Below are 18,432 nucleotides of genomic sequence, written 5' to 3' on the forward strand. Positions count from 1 at the left end.
TCGGGAACCCGATCAGCGGTAAGCCACCGCCACGTCGATGAGCCAGATGACGCCGAAGCGGTCTTCGAGCTTGCCGTACAGCGGTGACCACGGAGACGGGCCCATGGGCTCGCGCACGGTGCCACCTTCGCCAAGCGCGTTCCACAAGGTCCGCGCCTCGTCCTCGCTATCGCAGCGGAGCGAGATGAAAAAAGCGTTCTCACCGGGGTTCCACGGCAGGTCGGCCTGCACGTCGTAGGCCATGACGTGGAAGCCGGCGTCGGTGGCCACCTGGCCCCAGATGACGTGCGACGGGTCGGCCGCCAGCCCGGGCTGGCCGGCGTCGCCGTAGCTCACCAGCGTCAGCTGGCCAGCTAGCGCCTGCCGGTAGAAATGGAGCGCGTCGCGGGCCTGGCCGCGGAAATTGAGGTGCGTGACGGTGCGAACGGACATGGGCGGTGGCTCCTGGGTGGGTGTGAGCGCTTAAGATAGGCACCCCTCCTGCCAGTTCCTGTCAATTGAATGTCGCGCTCCAATCGCCTCTTCCGGCTGCTGCACCTGCTCCGCTCGATGCCGCCGCCGGTGACGGCGCAGCAACTGGCGTCATCAGCGGAGGTATCGCTGCGTTCCGTGTACCGCGACATCGAAGTGCTGCGTGCTGGCGGCGCCGAGATCGATTCGGAACGCGGCTACGGCTACACGCTCATCAACGACGGCATCCTGCGGCCGCAGGGCTTCACGCGGTTGGAGATCGAGGCGATCACTCTGGGCATGGCCGAGGTGCGCCACATGGGTGACCCTGCCCTCGCGGACGCCGCCGGCGCGGTGCTCGCGAAGGTTGCGGCGACGCTACCGTCGAAGACGCAGGAACACCTGGTGCACGCCATCTCACACGTGCGGCGCATGACGCCGCGCTACGCGCCGCTTGAACACGTGGAGACGCTCCGCGAAGCCTGCTGGGAGGAACGCGCGCTCGTCATCGCCTACACCGATCGAAACGGTGAAGCGACGGAGCGCACGATCTGGCCGCTGGCCGTCGTCTACCTGGAAAACATGCTCATGTTGCTGGCGCGCTGCTGCCTGCGCGATGGCTTCCGCATGTTCCGGCTGGAGCGCATCCAGCGCGTGGAGCCAACAACGACGACTTTCCGGCCGAAGCGGGCCAGCTTGTTGCGCAAGTATCTCCGCGAACTGAGTGAACGGCGCTAGGTGCCTGCACGCACGCGCGCCCTGTCCATCGCAGGCGGCAAGCCGAAGAGCCGCCGGTATTCCCGCGTGAACTGCTGCACGCTTTCGTAGCCTACGGCGAACGCGGCGCTGCTTGCCGACGCGCCCTCGGCCGTCATCAGCCGCTTCGCCTCGATGAGCCTGAGTTGCTTCTGGAACTGCAGCGGCGAGAGCGACGTCGTCTTCCGGAAGTGCTCGTGGAACGACGATGGGCTCATGCCGGCCACGGCGGCGAGCCGTTCCACCGGTAATGGCTCCGCATACGCGGTGCGCAGCACGGCCACCGCACGCGCGATGCGTTGCGCGTGGCTGTCGGGCCAGCCGAGCTGGCGGATGGCATCGCCGTGCGTGCCCGCTAGCAGCCAGTAGTGCAGTTCGCGGACGAACTGCGCGCGCAGCACTGGCAGTGCGCCCGGACGATCAAGCAGCCGCATGAGCCGTAACGCCGCGTCGGCGACTTCACCGTCGGTCGGCTCCACGCGCACGGGTGAACGTGCGGGCACGGCCTCGGCCTGCATTTCTACGAGCAGCTCGGCCACCAGCGGCAGTTCGAGATCCATCACCAGCGAGTAATACGGCGCCTCCGGGCTGGCGTCGGTGATCTGGCTGACGGTGGGCACGTCGGCTGTGATCAACAGCGAATCACCCGCGGTGAAATCGAACGTGTGGGTGCCTTGCGTCACGCGCTTGCTGCCCTGGAGCACCAGGCAGGCGAGGGGGCGCGAGATGGCGTAATCGAGGCCGCTCGGCGCATCGCAGCGGATGACGGTCAGCCCCGGCACGGGGGTAGCCACCGAACCGCCGGCGCCCACGGCGGCATCGGCATACCGGCGGGCGGTCTGGAGTAATGGGTCAGCCGGGCGTGGATTCATGACCCCCGCATCATAGCCCCACCAAGGCACCAGAGAGACCACCTCGGAGGATCGGGCAAAGCCCGACGACATCCAGGCAAAGGCTCCCAAGCGTCCCCCGCGCACACTGGCGCCATCACCCACCACCCCCGAGAACCCCATGACCACCATCTCCCTCATCACCGGTGCCAGCCGCGGCCTCGGCCGCAACACTGCCCTGCACGTCGCCCGTAACGGCGGCGATGTGGTCATCACCTACCAGCAGCGCGCCGCCGAGGCCGCGGCGCTCGTCGCCGAGGTCGAGGCGCTTGGCCGCAAGGCCGTCGCCCTGCAACTCGATGTCGGCAAGGCCGAGGGTTTCGCCGACTTCACCACGCGTTTCTGCGCCGCCTTGCGCAGCACTTGGGGCCGCGAGACGTTCGACCACCTCGTGAACAACGCCGGCCACGGTGACTTCGCGCCAATTAGCGAAACCACCGAGGCGCAGTTCAATCGCCTCGTGGACGTGCACTTCAAGGGCGTGTTCTTCCTCACGCAAGCGCTGCTTCCGTTGCTGGTCGACGGTGGCCGCATCGTGAACCTGTCCACGGGCCTCACGCGCGTCGCCGCACCGGGTTGGTCGGCGTACGCCGCGGTGAAGGGTGCCGTCGAAGTGCTCACGGTGTACATGGCGAAGGAGCTGGGCAGCCGCGGCATCGCCGTGAACACGGTGGCGCCCGGTGCCATCGAAACCGATTTCTTCGGTGGCGCCGTGCGCGATACGCCCGAATACAACGACTTTTTCGCGGGCATCACGGCACTGGGCCGTGTTGGCGTGGCCGATGACATCGGCCCGATGGTCGCCAGCCTTCTCTCGCCCGCGAACCGCTGGGTCAATGCCCAGCGGATCGAAGTGTCGGGCGGGCAGGGCATCTGACCTAGCCGTCGCTATCAGCCGAGTACGCCACCGCCTTCTGCGTCGTGAGGTCGTCCAGCCGCGCGAGCAGGGCGCGGTGGATGTTCTCGTAGGCCGTGCTGCCCAGCGCAAGCCGTCGCCGCGGTTCGCGCTGGTCGGCGGCCTGGATCATCGCGTCGACCGTGCGCCCCGCGTCGCCCTTGATGGCGAACGCGCCGCTGGCGATGCCACGGCGCACATCGCCGGCGGGTGTGGCGTCATACACCGGCATTTCAGGCGCGCGGTCGAGGCCGCTGCCAAACTCCGTCGCCGTCGGGCCTGGCTCGGCGATGAGCACATCGATGCCGAACGGTGCCACCTCCTGCGCTACCGCTTCGAGGAAGCCTTCGATACCCCATTTGCTTGCGTGGTAAAGGCTGAAGTTCGGGTAGGCCACCTGGCCGCCTTCGGACGACAGCTGCACGATGCGGCCGCCGCCCTGCGCACGCAGGTGCGGCAGCACGGCGCGCACCAGTTGGATGGAGGCGGTGAGGTTGGTCGCGAGCTGGCGGTCGATCTGCTCGTCGGAGACCTCCTCGGCGGCGCCAAAGAGTCCGTATCCCGCGTTGCTCACCACCACATCGATGCGGCCGAAGGCAGCAAAGGCCGCGTCGACTTCGCGGCGCAGCGCCGCCGTGTCGGTAAGGTCGAAGCGCACGATGCGCAGGCGGTCGGCCGCCTCGGCGGCGAGCGGTTCCAGGCGTTCGCCACGGCGGCCACAGGCAACCACCCGGTCGCCGCGGGCAAGCAGCTTGCGGGTCATGTCGAGGCCCAGGCCCGACGAGGCGCCGGTAATCAGCCAGGTCTTCATAAGGAGTTCTCCGGAAGGGTGTTTCTCCAAGATAGGCGCTGGGTACTGGGCTGATAAGATGCACCAATATGCATGGCCTCGTGGGGAATTTTCACCAATGGCGGATATCACCCTGGCGGACCTCAAGGCGTTCATCCAGGTCGCGCGGCATCGCGGCTTCCAGCGTGCCGCTGATGCGTCGGGCGTCTCGCGCTCGTCGCTGAGCCATGCGGTGAAGGGTCTCGAGGATCGCCTTGGTGTAAGGCTGCTGCACCGGACCACGCGCAGCGTCGCGGTTACCGAGGCCGGCGAAAAGCTGCTCCAGCGCGCCGCGCCCTTGCTGCAGGACCTGGACGAAGCGCTCGATGACCTCAGCCACGGCGAAGGGGAGATCGTCGGCACCCTGCGCATCAACGCGAACAAGGGCGGCGCGCGCTGGCTGCTCGACCACGCCATTCCCCTCTTCCTGCAACGCCACCCCCGCGTCGAGCTCGACCTGGTCAGCGAAGGGCGCTTCGTCGACATCGTGGCCGAGGGCTTCGACGCCGGCGTGCGGCTGGACGAAGCCGTGCCCGGTGACATGGTGGCGGTACGCTTCGGTGGCCCGGTGCGTTTCATCGCGGTGGCATCGCCTGGCTATGTCCAACGCGCCGGCATGCCGCGCAAGCCGCGGGACCTGCTTCACCACCAGTGCATCCGCCAGCGCCTGCCGAGCGGCAAGCGCTACCGCTGGGAATTCGGCAAGGGCAAGCAAGAGGTGCAGGTCGACGTGCCGGGCGCGCTCAGCCTCGACGACAACGACCTGATGGTGGCGGCGGCCATCGCGGGCATGGGCGTGGCCTTTGTGCCGGAACCGTTTGCGCGGGATGCGCTCGCGGATGGCAGGCTGGTCGTGCTGTTGGGCGAGTGGTCACCCGAGACACCCGCGCTTTGCCTCTACTATGCGAGCTACCGGCAGGTGCCGGCACCGCTGCGCGCGTTCATCGATGTCGTGCGTGAGGTCGATGTCGTGGACTAGCGCTCGTCGGTGCGCGCCGTTCCATCGACGAGGGTCGTGGTGCGCCCACCGATCCACAGCCCAGCGCCTTCGCGACGAACGTGGATATGGCCGTCCCGGCCGAGCTTGCAACCCTGGTGGAACACGTAGGCATCGGGGGCCAGGCCATCGCGTGCGAGCCACGCCGCCACGCCTGCCGCAAGGCTGCCGGTCACGGGGTCTTCCTGCAAGCCGTCGCCGGCGATGAAAGCGCGCAGTTCGAAGGCATCACCATCGGCCGCGAAGACACCGACGGGGACGTCGCCAAGGGCCGGGAAATCAGGCGCCAGGGCGAGCACCGCCGCGCGGCTCGACAGGCGCAGCGCAAGCCAGCCGGCGCCGTTGTCCACCCATTGCGCATCGAGCAGGTCGCCGGCCGCCACGCCGAGCGCGCCACGCACGGCCTCGACTCGGGCAGCATCGGCCGGCCCCGAGCGCTGCAACGGGGGCGCCGCGAACGCCAGCATGCTGCCATCGCGGCGGAGGCGAACCAGCCCCACGCCGCACTCCTGGATGATCTCGCCGCCCTTCGGCACGCCGCCGGCCTCGAGCCACGCATGGCAGGTGCCCAGCGTGGGGTGCCCGGCGAAGGGCAGCTCGTACAGGGTGGTGAAGATGCGTACGCGGTAATCCGCGCGCGGATCGGATGGCGGGAGCACGAACGTGGTTTCGCTAAGGTTCGTCCAGCGGGCCATGGCGGCGAGTTGCTCATCCGCCATGCCTTCCGCATCGAGCACCACCGCCACGGGGTTGCCCATGAACGGTGGCCCCCCGAATACGTCAACCTGCTTGAACCGCCGGTGTGCCATCGCGCTTAGTGGATATCGAGCGGCGCGAAGCTTTTCACCAGGTCGTCCAGCGCTTTGACTTGCGCGAGGAACGGCTCGAGCGCATGCAGTGGCAGGGCGCTGGGGCCATCGCAGCGGGCGTGGTCCGGGTCGGCGTGGGCTTCGAGGAACAGGCCCGCGAGGCCGACGGCCATGCCCGCACGCGCAAGCTCCACCACCTGGCGGCGACGGCCACCGCTGGCTTCGCTGCCGGCGTCGCGGCGCTGAAGGCTGTGCGTGACATCGAAGATGGCCGGGTAGCCACCGGTGGATTCGATCATCTCGCGGAAGCCCAGCATGTCGACGACGAGGTTGTCGTAGCCGAACTGCGTGCCGCGCTCGCAGAGGATGATGCGCTTGTTGCCCGCCTCCTCGATCTTGTTGGTGACGTGCTTCATCTGCGTGGGGCTCATGAACTGCGGCTTCTTGATGTTCACCGCGCGGCCCGTCTTCGCGATGGCTTCGACGAGATCGGTCTGGCGCGCGAGGAACGCCGGCACCTGCAGCACGTCGACCACCTCGGCCACCACGGCCGCCTGTGCCACTTCGTGCACGTCGGTGATGAGCGGGATGCCGAACTCGGCCTTCACCCGCTCGAAGATGCGCATGCCTTCCTGCAGGCCCACGCCACGGTACGAATGCAGCGATGAGCGGTTCGCCTTGTCGAAGCTGGCCTTGAACACATAGGGAATACCCAGCTTGCGCGTGGCTTCCACGTACTTTCCTGCGGCATGCAGGGTCGAATCGAGGTCTTCCAGCACGTTGAGGCCGCCAAACAGCACGAACGGCAAGCGGTTACCGACATCGACGCCGGGTGCGATGGAAACGTTCATCTCGACTCCAGGGGGCAGGGGCAGGCGCCCATGATAGCGCCCCACACGTTCCTGCGGCCCATCGTGGTGCAACGTCGTGACGCGCTGGGAACATCTTTCCCACGCCAATTTGAACCACTAAGCGAAGACGGCAGCGTGCACCTTTCGCGCGCATTTGCCCGCCTAGTATCGGGCCCCTCGCAACACGCTCCTTTTCGACGCGCCACCCCCTCCCCCTTAAGTGAGGCGCAACCATGAAAGAGGACGACTCGTCACGGCCCCGCCGCGACTTCCTCCGCCAGAGCCTGGCGGCCGTTGGCGGTATTGGCCTGGCAAGCACGACCGGCCTGACGGGACTCGCCGCGTTGTTCAGCGAGCCAGCAGGGGCAGCCGCCGCCCCACTGCCAAGCGATGTGATCGTCCGCGCAAGGCGCGAACTCATCATGTTCCATGGGCAATCCAACGCCGTGGGCACGGGGGGCAGGCCAGCGCTCACCCTGCAGGAGATCTATGCGAACGTCACCTTCAACGGCGGCGTTCGGCCGGGTACCGACCCGGCGGCGATGGCGTCGTTCGCGCCCCTCGTCGAATACGACGGTGGCCATGGCACGGGCGGCGAGGTAGGTACCAACGCCTGCGCCGATGGCCTCGTGGAATACACGGCGGCACTCACGGGCGTTCCCTTCCTCGCGCAATACAGCCGTTACAGCGCCTTCACCGGTGCCGAGGGCGGTCGCCCCATTGGCTACTTCTCCAGCGCCCTCGCGGCCAACAACCTCAGCGGCTACCAAGGGTGGAAGGACAACCAGATTCGCCTGCAGTACATGGTGGCCCTGATGCGCGCGGAGGCGGCGACCAGCGGTGGCAACATCGGCTGGCTCGCCACGACGTGGCAGCAGGGCGAGGCGGATTCGACGGGGCTCAGCGAAACCCGCAAAACCTACGCCTCGAAGCTCAAGGCGCTGGAGGCCGCGCACTGGACAAAGCTGTGCCAGGTGATGCTCCCCGAGCAGGCATGGCGGCCGTTGTGGCTCGTCGGCCAGGTGTGCAGCCACAACAGCTACGGCGCCACCAGCATGGCCTTCTGCAACCCGTTCATCGCGCTGGCGCAGCGCGATGCCTGCCTCGCCAGCACCTACATGCGCATGGCGAACCCGCAATACATGTTCGATTACTTCGACGAATCGGCGCAGAAGCAGCCTATGCTGCACCTCACCAACGAGAGCCACCGCTGGCAGGGCCGCTACTTCGCCCGCGCCATCTTCCAGCTCATCCAGGACCGCCAGGCGGGCCTGCCCATGCGTAACCCCGCGCTCGACATGGTGTCGGCCACCATCACGAGCCCACGCACCATCAACGTCGTCTTCAACGTGCCCGCCGGCATCCTGGTGCTCGATGGCAGCTGGGTGGCGTTCACCCGTAACTACGGGCTCGATATCCGCGACGTGAACAATGCCATCGTCCCGGCCAGCGCCACGGACAACAATCTTATCGCCGGGGTGATGGTCATCGCCGCCAATACGCTGCAGATCGTGCTGAAGGCGGATCTGCCGGCGACGGCCGCCAAGCTGTCGCTGGGCTGGGGCGATCCGGCCGAGCCTGCCGGCAAGGCGGGGCGCCTGGCTGGCCCGCGCAGCAATATCCGCGACACCGCGGGCGACATCGACCTTTACGTCGCCAGCGACCACAGCCTGCGGCCGATGCACAACTATGCGTTGGTAGGGGATGTCGCGTTGACCCGGGGAGTTGTTTAGCCGCAAAGGCGCCCATAAGTGCTCATGGTTGTCCCTTATCCATGAGCCCCTGGGAGCGTCATCGCAATGAATGAGTCAAAGAAGGTTGCACTTGTAACGGGTGCCACGCGCGGCATCGGCTTCGAAACCGTCCGCCAGCTCGCCGAGCAGGGTATCCATACCCTGCTCGCCGGCCGCGATGCCGGCCGTGCGAAAGACGCCGCGAAGAAGCTGGCCGACGCCGGCCTGCCGGTGGAGGCCATCGTCCTCGACGTCACCGACAGCGCCTCGATCGAGGCCGCGGTGAAGACGGTGAAAGACGCCTACGGCAAGCTCGATATCCTCGTGAACAACGCCGGCATCCTGGTCGACGCCCTCGACAAGGCGCCGTCGCAGCAGTCGCTGCAGGTGTGGCGCGAGACTTTCGACACCAACCTGTTCGCGGTGGTCGAGGTAACGAACGCCTTCCTGCCGCTGGTGAAGGCCGCGCCTGCGGGCCGCATCGTCAACGTCTCGAGCCAGCTGGGCTCGATCGCCATGCACCTGGACCCGTCGTCGCCCATCTACGGCTTCAAGATCCCGGCGTACAACGTGTCGAAGACCGCGATCAACGCGTGGACCATCCACCTCGCGTACGAGCTGCGCGATACGCCGATCAAGGTCAATGCCATCCACCCGGGCTACGTGCAGACCGACATGAATGGCGGCCACGGCGAGATCGACGTGCCGACGGGCGCGAAGTCGAGCGTGCAGATGGCCACGCTGGACGCAAACGGCCCCAGCGGCACGTTCAGCTACCTCGGCAAGACCCTGCCCTGGTAAGCCGCTAGCCCAGCGGCGGCGTCGGCTCTTCGGGGCTGGCGCCCCGCTCCAGGTACGTCGACAGCGCGATGTAGCTGCGCGTGCCCTTGAACCCCTCCATGGCGTGGATGCGCTCGAGGAGGCTCTCCAGGCCACGCGTATCGGCCGTGCGTACCTTCAGCAGCATGGCGCTCTCGCCGGTCACGGTGTGGATTTCCTCCACCTCGGGGAACGCCTGCAGCGCGAGCAGCTGCCGCGTCACCGCCCAGCTCGTCGTATCCACGTGCACGAAGGCCAGCAGCGGCCGCCCCACCTTCGGGCCATCCAGCACGGCCACGGTGCCTTTGATGACACCGTCGCGGCGCAGCCGCTTCACCCGCTCGTGCAAGGCGGGGGCGGAGAGGTGCAGCCGTTCTGCCAGGGCGGCGTAGCTCAGGGTCGCGTCCCCGGCCAGGGCGCCTAATAATTTTCGGTCGATCGGGTCCAGCCGGGCCCCTTCAGTGCCTTTCGCCGAAACCATCTTCGTTTTTTCGCCCATGGGGCCGCGCCCGCCTTCTGCTGAATACCGTTCGGAGTTTTACTGGGCCAGCCTAATACACTTCCACGAAGAGCCCCATGACCCCGTTCGATACCCGCGTCGCCCTGTTGATCCGCGACGACCTGATGGTGTGGCAGAAGCTCAACGTGGCCGCCTTCCTCGCCACGGGCATCGCGGGCGCCGCGCCCGAGGCGATGGGCGCCGAGCCCTACCGCGATGCCGCCGGCCGCGAACATGCGCGCCTGCTCGCACAGCCGATGCTTATTTTCGCCGCCGATACCGCGCAGCTCGCACACGCGTGGCGCGTCGCGCTGGAGCGCGACTTGACCCGCGCCGTGTATGTGGAAGCGATGTTCGCCTCCACGCACGACGAGGCCAACCGCGAGGTGTTCCTCGCCGAAGACCCCGAGGCCCCCCACTTCGTCGGCCTCGCGTTGCGTGGGCCGCGCAAGGGCATCGAGAAGGCTACGAAGGGCCTGCGCCTTCATCCATGAGGCTGGCCACCCATTCGATGAACACGCGCAGCTTCGCGCTCACGTGGCGGTTGGGCGGGTAGGCCACCGACATCGGCATGGTCTCGAAGCGCCAGTCGTCGAACAGCGGCACCAGCTCACTACGCGCGACGTGCGCTTTCGCCATGTATGCGGGGAGCCACGCCACGCCCAGGCCGGCGAGGATGGCGGCCTGGAAGGCGTTGCCGTCGTCGAACGTGAAGGCGTGGTGGCCCTGCCATTCGAGCCGCTCGTCGCCACGGTGCATGACGTAAGGGTAGGTCTTGCGCGTGCGTGCCCACAGGAAGCCGACCACGTCGTGGTCGCCACTCTCGAGCTCGCGCGGGTCCAGCGGCTTGCCGCGTCGCGCGATGTACGACGGGGCGGCGAAGGCGCCGAGCGTGAGGTCGCCGATGCGTCGCGCGATGAGCGACTGGTCGAGGATGCTGCCACCGCGCACCACGCAGTCGACGTTCTCGCCGATGATGTCCACCATGCGGTCGCTCACGCCGAAGTCGATCTGGATATCGGGGTAGCGGGCATGGAACTCGGGTAGCGCGGGTACCACTACCAGCCGCGCGAACGGCGCGGGCAGGTCAACGCGCAGCCGGCCACGGGGCAGCGTGCTGGCGTCGGAGAGGCTGGTTTCCGCATCGTCCAGTTCCGCCAGCAGGCGCACGGCGCGCTCGTAATAGGCGGCGCCATCCGCGGTGACATTCACCTTGCGCGTCGTGCGGTTCAGCAGCTTCACCCGCAGGCGCGCCTCGAGCTGCTGCACCAGCTGGGTCACCGTGGTCTTGCTCATGCGCAGGGTGTCGGCGGCGCGGGTGAAGCTGCGCGTCTCCACCACGCGGACAAAGGCCTGCATCGCGTCGAACCGGTCCATGCGCCACCCCCCATTGTTTGGCTTCTCCAAACAGTGATGGGTGGAACTGGCCGTTTATCAAGGCCCCGCGGGTGCCTAGATTGGAGGAAACCCCACTGGAGAACCCCCATGGCCAAGCGCGACGTTGTCTTTCCCCCGGGCCGCCACGCCCTGTATGAAAACCACCGCTATTCCCCCGCCGTGAAGTCCGATGGCTTCCTGTTCGTCTCCGGCCAGGTCGGCGCCCGCCTGGATGGCTCGCCCGAACCCGACCTGGATGCCCAGGTCCGCCTCGCCTTCCAGAACCTCAATGCCGTGCTCGGCGCGGCGGGCTGCACGTTCGACGACGTGGTCGACGTCATCGTCTTCATCGTCGACCCCGAGACGCACTTCGAGCGGATGTGGTCGATCGCCTCCGAGTACTGGGCGGCGCGCCGTACCCCACCGCCACTGCCATCGGCGTCACGTGGCTCGCGGGCTTCCAGTTCGAGATCAAGGTGGTGGCGAAGGTGCCGGGCTGAGAAGGCTCAGGGCGGGTCGTCGCGCCGCGTGTCGCTACCGATACGCGGCGCCGGCGGCTGCCCAGGCGGTGCCTTCGGCTGCTTCGGCTCGCCCATCATCGCGGAGACGAACTTGTAGCCGATGAACAGCGCGATGACGATGACGACGACGTCGGTGAGGTTCATGCGAGGGCGCCTTCGATCTGCAGGGAATACGCCTGGAGCTGCGCGTGGCGCTCGCTTTCCAGGTCCTCGAGTTCCATCTGTAGCTTCACCCGTGCCTGGATGGCGCGGGCGAGGCGTTCGCGTTCCGGTGCATCGAGCAGCGCGTGGGCCACGGCGACGAGCTCGAAGCGATCGCCCGCGCGCACGCCCTGCTTGCGGATGATGTCGAGCGCATACGGCGCGCACAGCAACGCATCGGAGGTGATGCCCGCGGCTTCCTTCCTGCTGAGCCCGGCCGCGCGGCGTACCCGCCATACGCGCAGCACCGCGGAGAGGATGGCCAGGTAGAGCGCCGCCATCCATGCGAGGATCACCGGGATGGGGCTGAACACGACGGCCGGCATCGCGGCGAACAGGCAGGCGACGAGCAGCACCGGCCAGGCGCATGCCGCCACCGCCGCTCGCCATGCACGCAGACCGTGCAGCGGCCGTGCCGCCCCCGGTGCTTTCTGCGAACTCCAGCGCAGGCGCAGCAGCGCCCGCGTGGGGGCCAGCATTGGCGGCAGGAACACATGCCGCCCGCCCAGCTGGAACTCGGAGCCGACCGAGAAAGCCCAGCGCCCGTCGCGGCCTTCGTGGAATACCACCTCGTTGTGATAGAGCAGCTGCACGGCGTCGTAGACATACATCGCCACGACGCCGGCCAGCAGCCACCACGCATGCGGGAACATCGGCGCGATCAGGCCTTGCTACGCGTGAACAGGCGCTTGAAGAACGTGCCGATGGCGGCGAAACCGACCAGCACGAGCTTCCAGCCCGCGGCCAGCGCGCTGAGGATCACGGTGAAGAAGCCCTTTTTCGCGGCCACGGCGGCGGCGCCACCGACGATCAGCGCACCGAGGCCGTATTCGGCCACGCGATCGCCCGAGCGGAAATCGCTGTACGACTGGCCCGGGTTGAACGCGAAGCCGCCCACGGCGCTCTTGAACTCGCCGATGGCGGTATCGATCTTGGTGGGGCTGGCGACGACGATGGCGCTCATCACGCCGCTGCGGCCCAGCAGGCGCGCGTTGTAGTTGATCGACTCGTGGTGGGTCTGGTCGTTGCGGATGATGAACGACCAGGTGAGCGACTTGAACGTGGTGTCGTACACGGGCTTGGTCTTCCAGCCCTCGACGCTGATCGTGTCCCAGTTGTTCTTGCGGCGTTCGGCATTGCTGGCCTGCGTGCCTTCCGACACCGACTTCAGCAGGTCGTCGGCGTCGAGCTTGTCGTCGTCCTTCACGTAGCCCACGTCGTCGTAGCTGAAGAAGGCGGCCCAGTCGAGGCTTTCCGGCGCGAGCGTGTAGCTGTCCGCCTCGTTGGGCGGGTTGTGCATGATGACGTCGAGGCGGCGCGTGCCGTCGGGGCCGAGGAAGGCGTAGCCGGCCGGCACGTCGAGCGAGGCGTGCGAACCCACCTGCACCTTGGTGGGGCCAACCTGCCAGGGCAGGTCCTTGACGCCTTCGGCATGGGCGGCGAACGCGAGGAGCGAGAGCGCGAGGAGGGCCGCGAGGCGGCGGGCGAGCTTGGGCATGGCGTGTTCTTCCTGAGCGTGCGCGGTGACGCGCGAATACGGCTCGCCGGTGGGCGAACCCCTTGTCCGTACTGGGTGCCGCAAGTCCCCTGACGCGGCAGCTAAAATTCTGAACGGGCGGTGGGGGCCCGTCAAGAATGAGTATCAGCCGTCGAGCAGCCCGGCGGCCACCGCCTCGGCCACGTCTTCCGGTGTATCGAGGTCGCGGCCCAGCGCATCGCGGCGGACAGCCGCCGGGTGGCTGCCCGTCCACAGGCGGCGGAAGCCTGTATCGCCCTGTAGCGTCGCGGCCATGGCCATCGTGGCCGGGCGGACCAGCGCCGGCGGGCCAAGCGCATCGCCATAGGCGCTTACCACGTCGCAGCTGCCGTCGTAGGCGACGAAGAGCTTCTCGAGGTGCTCCTGCGTCAGGCAGGGCTGGTCGACGATGGTGACCAGCACGGGGTAGGGCCGGCCGGCGAGCGCCGCCGCCGCGCGGCGAAGCGACGAGCCCAGGCCCTCCTCCCACGTGGGGTTGAACACGATGGTGGAACCGGTGACCAGCGGGGCCAGCGTTTCGGCCCCGGCGCCCAGCACCACCAGCAGGCGGGTGGGGCACGTGGCCCTGGCCATGCGCACGGTGCGCTGCAGGAGGGTTTCCCCGGCGATGGTCAGCAACTGCTTGGGTCGGCCGAGCCTGGCGCTGCCGCCCGCGGCCAGCACCACCGCGTCATGTTCCCCTCGTGCCCGCATGGTGGCCCCGGTTACGCATCAAAACTGGCCGGAAAGTTACCATGCGGCAAACGTGCCGCCCAACCCGCACGGCGATTCGAAAGAAGTTTCGCCGCCAGGCGCGGCCCCGCCATAACGCGACGCAGCCTTCACATCGACCGATGATCATCGGCTAGCCTGTCGCGAACGACGGAAGCCGGACATGCCTGTAAGCGAGGTTGAGCGCCTCGAGCGCCTGCACAACCTGGCCGTGCTGGATTCAGACGCCGAGGATTTCTTCGACGTCCTCGTCAAGGCCGCCGCCGAAGTCGCCGGCATGCCGATTTCGCTCATCAGCCTCATCGACCGCGACCGGCAGTGGTTCAAAGCCAACACCGGCTTGCCCGGCGTGACGGAAACACCGCGCGAGTACGCGTTCTGCGACCACGTCGTGCGCTCCGGCATCATGCTCGAAGTGGAAGACGCCACGCGCGACCCACGCTTCGCCGATAACCCGCTCGTTACCAATGCGCCGAACATTCGCGCTTATACCGGCGTGCCGTTGACCCTCGCCGACGGCACGCACCTCGGTTCCCTCTGCGTCATCGATCGCCAGCCCCGCATCCTGCGCCCCGACCAGCTGCGCGCGTTGCACCACCTTGCCGCCGCGGCATCGATGGCGCTGGAGCAGCGCGCCGACCTGATCCGCCAGCGCGAAGTCGCGCTGGCCGAGACGCGCCGCGCGCGCCGGCTCGAGCGCGAGCTGGACGAGAAGCAGCAGTTCCTGCAGCGCACGGGTCGCGTCGCCGGCGTGGGCGGCTGGGAATTCGATCTCAAGACCGGGGCGCTGCAGTGGTCGGAACAAACCTGCCGCATCCACGACATGCCCGTGGGCTCCCAGCCTTCGCTGGAGCAAGCGCTGGCGTTCTATCTCCCGGAAACGCAGGCCGAACTCGCCGACGCCATGGAGCGCGCGCGGAACCACGATATCCCATGGGACCTGACGGTGCCGATGATCACCGCGACCGGGCGCCACATCTGGATGCGCGCCGTGGGCGCCGTCGAGCGCGAAGACGGCGTGCCCGTGCGGCTGGCTGGTGCCGTGCAGGACGTGACCGAACGCAAGACGGCGCTGCTTTCCTTGGAGTTGAGCGAACGCCGGTACCGCAAGCTGTTCCAGTATTCGCTCGGCCTCATCTGCACGCACGACCTGGACGGCGAAGTGCTCTCGGTGAACCCCGCCGCCGCCGCGTCGCTCGGCTATGAAATCGGCGAGATGGTGGGCCAGAACCTGAAACACTTCATGCAGCCCACGCGGCATGTCGCGATGGACAGCTACCTGCAGCGCATCAAGGCGGAACTGAGCGGCATGGGCATCCTCGAGCTCGTGGCGAAGGATGGCTCGCTGCGCTACTGGCGCTACCAGAACATCCTGGACGAAGAGGGTGGCGAGCCGTACATCCTTGGCCACGCGCAGGACGTGACCGAACAGCGCCGTTACGAACACACGCTCATCGAGTGGTCCACGCGCGATCCGCTCACGCATGCGATGAACCGACGATACCTGTCTCGGCTTGAGCAACGCTCGGTCGAAAACGGCCCGTGGGCGTGCATCGTCGCCGACCTCGACCACTTCAAGGCGATCAACGACACGCAAGGCCATGCGAAAGGTGACGAGGTGCTCGTCGCCGTGGCCCAGCAGCTGCGCGACTGCGCCGGCGCGGAGGATGTCGTGGTCCGCATGGGCGGTGACGAATTCCTCGTGGTGATCGACCGCGCCACCTCGCTTGACGACGTGCTGGAATGCCTGGGCGATGCCTTGGAAACCAGCGAGTGGTCGCTGAGCCTGGGCTCGGCCGTGTGGCTGCCAGGCGATACGGTCGACCAGGTGATCGCGCGGGCGGATGACCAGCTCTATGAGCATCGCGCCGTGGCGCGGCATGCGGTTCGCTGACAACGACACGCTATCTACGATTTATCGAGCATCCCTCGCGTACGACGCAGCGGTCATATCACCGGGAAACCCCGGGTAAACGCATGCGCGCTTCTACACGGCTGGCAGCCATGGTCTGATCTGCGCTCTCCCTTTTTGAGGAAAGTGTTTGCGCTACATCTTTGCTGATGAGGCTGGATGCATGGAGTTCGCAAGGAAGCCGCACGTATCGCGCTACTTTGTTATCTGCACCGTGCACACAGACGATTGCTCGCTGGGCGCAGCTATCCTTGAGCTGAGAAGGAAGCTCGCATGGCAGGGAATGAACCTGCACGCGGAACAGTTCCACGCAACGAAAGATCCTGAGGCTGTTCGCAATGCGGTCTACGAGTTACTCGGCGCAAGCCGGTTTCGCGTCGACGCAACGCTCCTCGAAAAGTCCAAGGTCTTTCCTGGCACGCGCCAGGATAGGTTTTCGTTCTACAAGCACGCTTGGTACGTGCATTTCAGGCACTGTGGACCGAAAATTTCGAGCCCAGGGGACGAACTACTCATACAGGCTGCATCGATTGGCACCCACCGGGAGCGTGCCGTGTTTCGATCGGCGATCAACGATGTGGCGCAGCAGGTGCTGGAAGGCGTGACATGGCGCAGCACGTTCTGGTCGGCCAGCAGCGATCCGCGCCTGCAGGTTGCTGACTACTGCGCGTGGGCTATCCAGCGGGCGTTTGAGCGAGGCGACGACCGAAGGTTCAATCAGATCGCGGGAAATATCGCGACGTGCCACGACCTTTACGCGTCGAGCGACGAGCACTTCTATTAAAAAAAATGGCCAACCCTGAAACTTCGTCTATCCGAAGAAGCGCCCAGGGGCTCTTATCGACGAGTTCGGGTTGGCCGATCGGCTTTAACTATACGGCGGGACACGGGGTGTCGCAACCATTTTCTGCACGTGTTACGTCGCGTAAGTGCATGAGAAATATATCAAGTTTCTTACAATAGGTCGGCGCGAAGGTCGCGCACACCCTTGCCAAGCCGCTGCCTTAGCAAGGTACGCAAGGTGGCGCCATCTTCGTAGCCCACTTCCGCGGCGATCGCTTCCACATCCATGCCGCTGCCGTGCAGCAGCGACTGCGCGCGTTCGACGCGAAGATCCTGGAAGTACGCAAGCGGTGATTTGCCGAGCACCGCCTGGCAACGCCGCTGCAGTGATCGCGGGCTTGTCGCCAGCGCACCCGCCGCGTCGTTGAGCGAGAAGCCTTGCTTCAGGCGGTCGCGTGCCCAGCGTTCGAAGCGCTGGATGAGGGGATCCGCCTGCGCGAGATGGTTGGGGATGATGTACGGCGCCTGCGAGCGGCGGATGTCGGCGAGGAGATAACGGGAGACCATGTGGGCGAGCTCGGGGCTGGCCTTGCGGATGAGCCACAACGCGAGGTCGAGATGGCCCATCGCCGCGCCGGCGGTGACACCCACCTCGGTGGGCACGAGCATGCGCGTTTCGTCGAGCCTCACTTGCGGGTAACGCTGGCGGAACAGCGGTGCAAGCCACCACGTCGTGGTGGCGTCCTGCCCGTCGAGCAAGCCGGCTTCGGCCAGGATGAACGTGCCGATGCACGACGCGGCGATTTTCACGCCGTCGTTCTTCCAGGCGAGCAGTTGCTTCGTCGCCTGGCGCACGTCCGGCCGCATCAACGCGGGCACCAGCACCTCCGGCGAACCGGCGCCCAACGCGGGCACCACCACCCAGTCCGGTTTCAACGCGGGCGTGACCGGTTTCACCGGGATGATGAAGCCCTGGCCGGTGACTACCTTCTTCTTCACCCCGACGACGGTGATGTCGAACCGGGGCGCGCTGCCTTCCTGGGCCGACGCGAACTTGTTGGCGAGCGCCAGGGCATCGAGTAGGCAGGTAAAGCCTGTATCGAACAGGCCGTCGAGCGCGAACAAGGCGATATGCATGGCGTGAATGACTGCAAAGGTGTCGTTTACGACGATACCCGCAACCGGCCGCCGCGCCTAGAGTGATTCCTGTCCACCACCCCAACGAGGAACCACCATGAAAGTCTTTGCCATCGCATCCGCCCCGGCGCCCCTCACCCCTGAGCAGCTGGGTCCCCACATGCCGTCGGAAGTGCATTCGACGCTGAAGCTCTACCTCGACGGCAAGGTCGAGCAGTTCTGGTTCCGTGACAAGGCGGGCCCGATCTTCCTGATGGATGTGGCGTCGGTCGACGTGGCACGGGCGACGCTCGATGCGCTACCGCTCGTCGCCGCAGGCCTGATGACGTACGAACTCCTGCCCGTGATGCCGCTGATGCCGCTCGGCCGCCTGCTTCCTGCCGCATGAGCAGGCCGGGGTCGTCGCCTGTTCAGTGAGATAACCGGCGGGCAACCGGCCGCTGAATGCGCGGCCGTGTTTCATGGCGTTTCACAAGAAAAAGCGGCTCGGCGTTCAGCCTCGCAAGCCCACGCTGGTTCCCAGGGTGCGACATGCACGCCTGGAGGAAACGCCATGAAACGCCTTCTGCTTGTGCTTACCGTGCTGGTCACCGCGTCGTCGCTCAGCGGTTGCATCATCGACGACCGCCGCCCCAGCCGCGGCTACTACCACGACTACCACGGCGACCGTTGCGACAGCCGCTGGCATGACTGCCGCGATGGCTGGCGTCGCTAAGGCGTCTTCG

At 66.8% G+C, this 18,432-nt stretch carries 22 protein-coding genes and 1 pseudogene; 11 read left to right on the forward strand and 12 right to left on the reverse strand.

Features of this window, described 5'->3' with window-relative positions:
• Nucleotides 1-12 precede the first annotated feature (12 nt).
• The gene (locus VI08_RS06875; RefSeq protein ID WP_045828810.1) at nt 13-432 is read right to left on the reverse strand and encodes a VOC family protein; all 420 of its coding nucleotides are present in this window, start codon (nt 430-432) and stop codon (nt 13-15) included.
• 69 nt (nt 433-501) lie between these two features.
• On the opposite strand from VI08_RS06875, the gene VI08_RS06880 reads away from it, so the two are divergent.
• Nucleotides 502-1,188: a helix-turn-helix transcriptional regulator gene (locus VI08_RS06880; protein ID WP_045828811.1), complete on the forward strand. Its 687-nt coding sequence runs from the start codon at nt 502-504 to the stop codon at nt 1,186-1,188.
• Here the strand turns inward: VI08_RS06880 and VI08_RS06885 are convergent.
• Complete coding sequence (locus VI08_RS06885; protein WP_045828812.1) at nt 1,185-2,078, reverse strand: AraC family transcriptional regulator; 894 nt, start codon at nt 2,076-2,078, stop codon at nt 1,185-1,187. The genes VI08_RS06880 and VI08_RS06885 overlap by 4 nt on opposite strands.
• Before the next feature lie 139 nt (nt 2,079-2,217).
• On the opposite strand from VI08_RS06885, the gene VI08_RS06890 reads away from it, so the two are divergent.
• Nucleotides 2,218-2,973, forward strand: a complete 756-nt coding sequence (locus VI08_RS06890; RefSeq protein WP_045828813.1) for an SDR family NAD(P)-dependent oxidoreductase — start codon at nt 2,218-2,220, stop codon at nt 2,971-2,973.
• Between the two features lies 1 nt (nt 2,974).
• Here VI08_RS06890 and VI08_RS06895 read toward each other — a convergent pair whose 3' ends face one another.
• Entirely contained in the window at nt 2,975-3,802 is an 828-nt protein-coding gene (locus VI08_RS06895) for an SDR family oxidoreductase (RefSeq protein WP_045828814.1), read from the reverse strand.
• A gap of 97 nt (nt 3,803-3,899) precedes the next feature.
• Between VI08_RS06895 and VI08_RS06900 the strand changes: the two genes are divergently transcribed.
• Nucleotides 3,900-4,799 carry a LysR family transcriptional regulator gene (locus tag VI08_RS06900; protein ID WP_045828815.1) on the forward strand — a complete coding sequence of 300 codons (900 nt, stop codon included), beginning with the start codon at nt 3,900-3,902 and terminating at the stop codon, nt 4,797-4,799.
• Here the strand turns inward: VI08_RS06900 and VI08_RS06905 are convergent.
• Together VI08_RS06905 and kdsA are read right to left on the reverse strand one after the other, a co-directional pair.
• Nucleotides 4,796-5,626: a PhzF family phenazine biosynthesis protein gene (locus tag VI08_RS06905; RefSeq protein WP_045828816.1), complete on the reverse strand. Its 831-nt coding sequence runs from the start codon at nt 5,624-5,626 to the stop codon at nt 4,796-4,798. The two genes, VI08_RS06900 and VI08_RS06905, sit on opposite strands and share 4 nt — an antisense overlap.
• Nucleotides 5,627-5,631: 5 nt before the next feature.
• Nucleotides 5,632-6,477 (reverse strand): 3-deoxy-8-phosphooctulonate synthase, encoded by an 846-nt coding sequence (gene kdsA, locus VI08_RS06910; RefSeq protein ID WP_045828817.1) that lies wholly within the window; start codon nt 6,475-6,477, stop codon nt 5,632-5,634.
• A gap of 233 nt (nt 6,478-6,710) precedes the next feature.
• On the opposite strand from kdsA, the gene VI08_RS06915 reads away from it, so the two are divergent.
• Together VI08_RS06915 and VI08_RS06920 are read left to right on the forward strand one after the other, a co-directional pair.
• The gene (locus VI08_RS06915; RefSeq protein WP_157006415.1) at nt 6,711-8,210 is read left to right on the forward strand and encodes a hypothetical protein; all 1,500 of its coding nucleotides are present in this window, start codon (nt 6,711-6,713) and stop codon (nt 8,208-8,210) included.
• Between the two features lie 66 nt (nt 8,211-8,276).
• Entirely contained in the window at nt 8,277-9,011 is a 735-nt protein-coding gene (locus tag VI08_RS06920; RefSeq protein ID WP_045828819.1) for an SDR family oxidoreductase, read from the forward strand.
• A gap of 4 nt (nt 9,012-9,015) precedes the next feature.
• Here VI08_RS06920 and VI08_RS06925 read toward each other — a convergent pair whose 3' ends face one another.
• The gene (locus VI08_RS06925; protein WP_045828820.1) at nt 9,016-9,528 is read right to left on the reverse strand and encodes an Lrp/AsnC family transcriptional regulator; all 513 of its coding nucleotides are present in this window, start codon (nt 9,526-9,528) and stop codon (nt 9,016-9,018) included.
• 77 nt (nt 9,529-9,605) lie between these two features.
• Between VI08_RS06925 and VI08_RS06930 the strand changes: the two genes are divergently transcribed.
• The gene (locus VI08_RS06930) at nt 9,606-10,022 is read left to right on the forward strand and encodes a DUF2000 family protein (RefSeq protein WP_045828821.1); all 417 of its coding nucleotides are present in this window, start codon (nt 9,606-9,608) and stop codon (nt 10,020-10,022) included.
• Here the strand turns inward: VI08_RS06930 and VI08_RS06935 are convergent.
• Nucleotides 9,994-10,905: a LysR family transcriptional regulator gene (locus VI08_RS06935; RefSeq protein ID WP_045828822.1), complete on the reverse strand. Its 912-nt coding sequence runs from the start codon at nt 10,903-10,905 to the stop codon at nt 9,994-9,996. The two genes, VI08_RS06930 and VI08_RS06935, sit on opposite strands and share 29 nt — an antisense overlap.
• A gap of 108 nt (nt 10,906-11,013) precedes the next feature.
• Between VI08_RS06935 and VI08_RS06940 the strand changes: the two are divergent.
• A pseudogene (locus VI08_RS06940) lies at nt 11,014-11,405 on the forward strand (Rid family hydrolase).
• 6 nt (nt 11,406-11,411) lie between these two features.
• Here the strand turns inward: VI08_RS06940 and VI08_RS21670 are convergent.
• The 4 genes from VI08_RS21670 to VI08_RS06955 form a co-directional block, all read right to left on the reverse strand.
• Entirely contained in the window at nt 11,412-11,570 is a 159-nt protein-coding gene (locus VI08_RS21670; RefSeq protein WP_157006418.1) for a hypothetical protein, read from the reverse strand.
• Nucleotides 11,567-12,280 carry a hypothetical protein gene (locus VI08_RS06945; RefSeq protein ID WP_045828823.1) on the reverse strand — a complete coding sequence of 238 codons (714 nt, stop codon included), beginning with the start codon at nt 12,278-12,280 and terminating at the stop codon, nt 11,567-11,569. The genes VI08_RS21670 and VI08_RS06945 overlap by 4 nt, the downstream gene beginning before the upstream one ends.
• Nucleotides 12,281-12,288: 8 nt before the next feature.
• A complete protein-coding gene (locus VI08_RS06950; RefSeq protein ID WP_045828824.1) occupies nt 12,289-13,125 on the reverse strand; it encodes a DUF2167 domain-containing protein in 837 nt (278 codons plus the stop codon).
• A gap of 144 nt (nt 13,126-13,269) precedes the next feature.
• Nucleotides 13,270-13,857, reverse strand: a complete 588-nt coding sequence (locus VI08_RS06955) for a nucleotidyltransferase family protein (RefSeq protein ID WP_045828825.1) — start codon at nt 13,855-13,857, stop codon at nt 13,270-13,272.
• 181 nt (nt 13,858-14,038) lie between these two features.
• Between VI08_RS06955 and VI08_RS06960 the strand changes: the two genes are divergently transcribed.
• Both VI08_RS06960 and VI08_RS06965 read left to right on the forward strand, forming a co-directional pair.
• On the forward strand, nt 14,039-15,769 hold the full coding sequence (locus VI08_RS06960) for a sensor domain-containing diguanylate cyclase (RefSeq protein ID WP_045828826.1): 1,731 nt from the start codon (nt 14,039-14,041) through the stop codon (nt 15,767-15,769).
• Nucleotides 15,770-15,917: 148 nt separating this feature from the next.
• Entirely contained in the window at nt 15,918-16,571 is a 654-nt protein-coding gene (locus VI08_RS06965; protein ID WP_157006421.1) for a DUF3800 domain-containing protein, read from the forward strand.
• Between the two features lie 170 nt (nt 16,572-16,741).
• Here the strand turns inward: VI08_RS06965 and VI08_RS06970 are convergent, their stop codons facing one another.
• Nucleotides 16,742-17,707, reverse strand: coding sequence for a GlxA family transcriptional regulator (locus VI08_RS06970; protein ID WP_045828828.1), 966 nt, complete (start codon nt 17,705-17,707; stop codon nt 16,742-16,744).
• 97 nt (nt 17,708-17,804) lie between these two features.
• Between VI08_RS06970 and VI08_RS06975 the strand changes: the two genes are divergently transcribed.
• Together VI08_RS06975 and VI08_RS21675 are read left to right on the forward strand one after the other, a co-directional pair.
• Nucleotides 17,805-18,095: a hypothetical protein gene (locus VI08_RS06975; RefSeq protein ID WP_045828829.1), complete on the forward strand. Its 291-nt coding sequence runs from the start codon at nt 17,805-17,807 to the stop codon at nt 18,093-18,095.
• A 165-nt stretch (nt 18,096-18,260) separates the two neighbouring features.
• Nucleotides 18,261-18,422 carry a hypothetical protein gene (locus tag VI08_RS21675; protein ID WP_157006424.1) on the forward strand — a complete coding sequence of 54 codons (162 nt, stop codon included), beginning with the start codon at nt 18,261-18,263 and terminating at the stop codon, nt 18,420-18,422.
• The last annotated feature ends 10 nt before the right edge of the window (nt 18,423-18,432 follow it).

It is taken from the genome of Luteibacter yeojuensis (genome assembly GCF_000964085.1).
Lineage (GTDB): Bacteria > Pseudomonadota > Gammaproteobacteria > Xanthomonadales > Rhodanobacteraceae > Luteibacter > Luteibacter yeojuensis_A.

Coding starts and splice junctions, on each gene's coding strand:
- VI08_RS06875 (WP_045828810.1), bottom strand. CDS start 432: ATGTCCGTTCGCACCGTCACGCACCTCAATTTCCGCGGCCAGGCCCGC.
- VI08_RS06880 (WP_045828811.1), top strand. CDS start 502: ATGTCGCGCTCCAATCGCCTCTTCCGGCTGCTGCACCTGCTCCGCTCG.
- VI08_RS06885 (WP_045828812.1), bottom strand. CDS start 2,078: ATGAATCCACGCCCGGCTGACCCATTACTCCAGACCGCCCGCCGGTAT.
- VI08_RS06890 (WP_045828813.1), top strand. CDS start 2,218: ATGACCACCATCTCCCTCATCACCGGTGCCAGCCGCGGCCTCGGCCGC.
- VI08_RS06895 (WP_045828814.1), bottom strand. CDS start 3,802: ATGAAGACCTGGCTGATTACCGGCGCCTCGTCGGGCCTGGGCCTCGAC.
- VI08_RS06900 (WP_045828815.1), top strand. CDS start 3,900: ATGGCGGATATCACCCTGGCGGACCTCAAGGCGTTCATCCAGGTCGCG.
- VI08_RS06905 (WP_045828816.1), bottom strand. CDS start 5,626: ATGGCACACCGGCGGTTCAAGCAGGTTGACGTATTCGGGGGGCCACCG.
- kdsA (WP_045828817.1), bottom strand. CDS start 6,477: ATGAACGTTTCCATCGCACCCGGCGTCGATGTCGGTAACCGCTTGCCG.
- VI08_RS06915 (WP_157006415.1), top strand. CDS start 6,711: ATGAAAGAGGACGACTCGTCACGGCCCCGCCGCGACTTCCTCCGCCAG.
- VI08_RS06920 (WP_045828819.1), top strand. CDS start 8,277: ATGAATGAGTCAAAGAAGGTTGCACTTGTAACGGGTGCCACGCGCGGC.
- VI08_RS06925 (WP_045828820.1), bottom strand. CDS start 9,528: ATGGGCGAAAAAACGAAGATGGTTTCGGCGAAAGGCACTGAAGGGGCC.
- VI08_RS06930 (WP_045828821.1), top strand. CDS start 9,606: ATGACCCCGTTCGATACCCGCGTCGCCCTGTTGATCCGCGACGACCTG.
- VI08_RS06935 (WP_045828822.1), bottom strand. CDS start 10,905: ATGGACCGGTTCGACGCGATGCAGGCCTTTGTCCGCGTGGTGGAGACG.
- VI08_RS21670 (WP_157006418.1), bottom strand. CDS start 11,570: ATGAACCTCACCGACGTCGTCGTCATCGTCATCGCGCTGTTCATCGGC.
- VI08_RS06945 (WP_045828823.1), bottom strand. CDS start 12,280: ATGTTCCCGCATGCGTGGTGGCTGCTGGCCGGCGTCGTGGCGATGTAT.
- VI08_RS06950 (WP_045828824.1), bottom strand. CDS start 13,125: ATGCCCAAGCTCGCCCGCCGCCTCGCGGCCCTCCTCGCGCTCTCGCTC.
- VI08_RS06955 (WP_045828825.1), bottom strand. CDS start 13,857: ATGCGGGCACGAGGGGAACATGACGCGGTGGTGCTGGCCGCGGGCGGC.
- VI08_RS06960 (WP_045828826.1), top strand. CDS start 14,039: ATGCCTGTAAGCGAGGTTGAGCGCCTCGAGCGCCTGCACAACCTGGCC.
- VI08_RS06970 (WP_045828828.1), bottom strand. CDS start 17,707: ATGCATATCGCCTTGTTCGCGCTCGACGGCCTGTTCGATACAGGCTTT.
- VI08_RS06975 (WP_045828829.1), top strand. CDS start 17,805: ATGAAAGTCTTTGCCATCGCATCCGCCCCGGCGCCCCTCACCCCTGAG.
- VI08_RS21675 (WP_157006424.1), top strand. CDS start 18,261: ATGAAACGCCTTCTGCTTGTGCTTACCGTGCTGGTCACCGCGTCGTCG.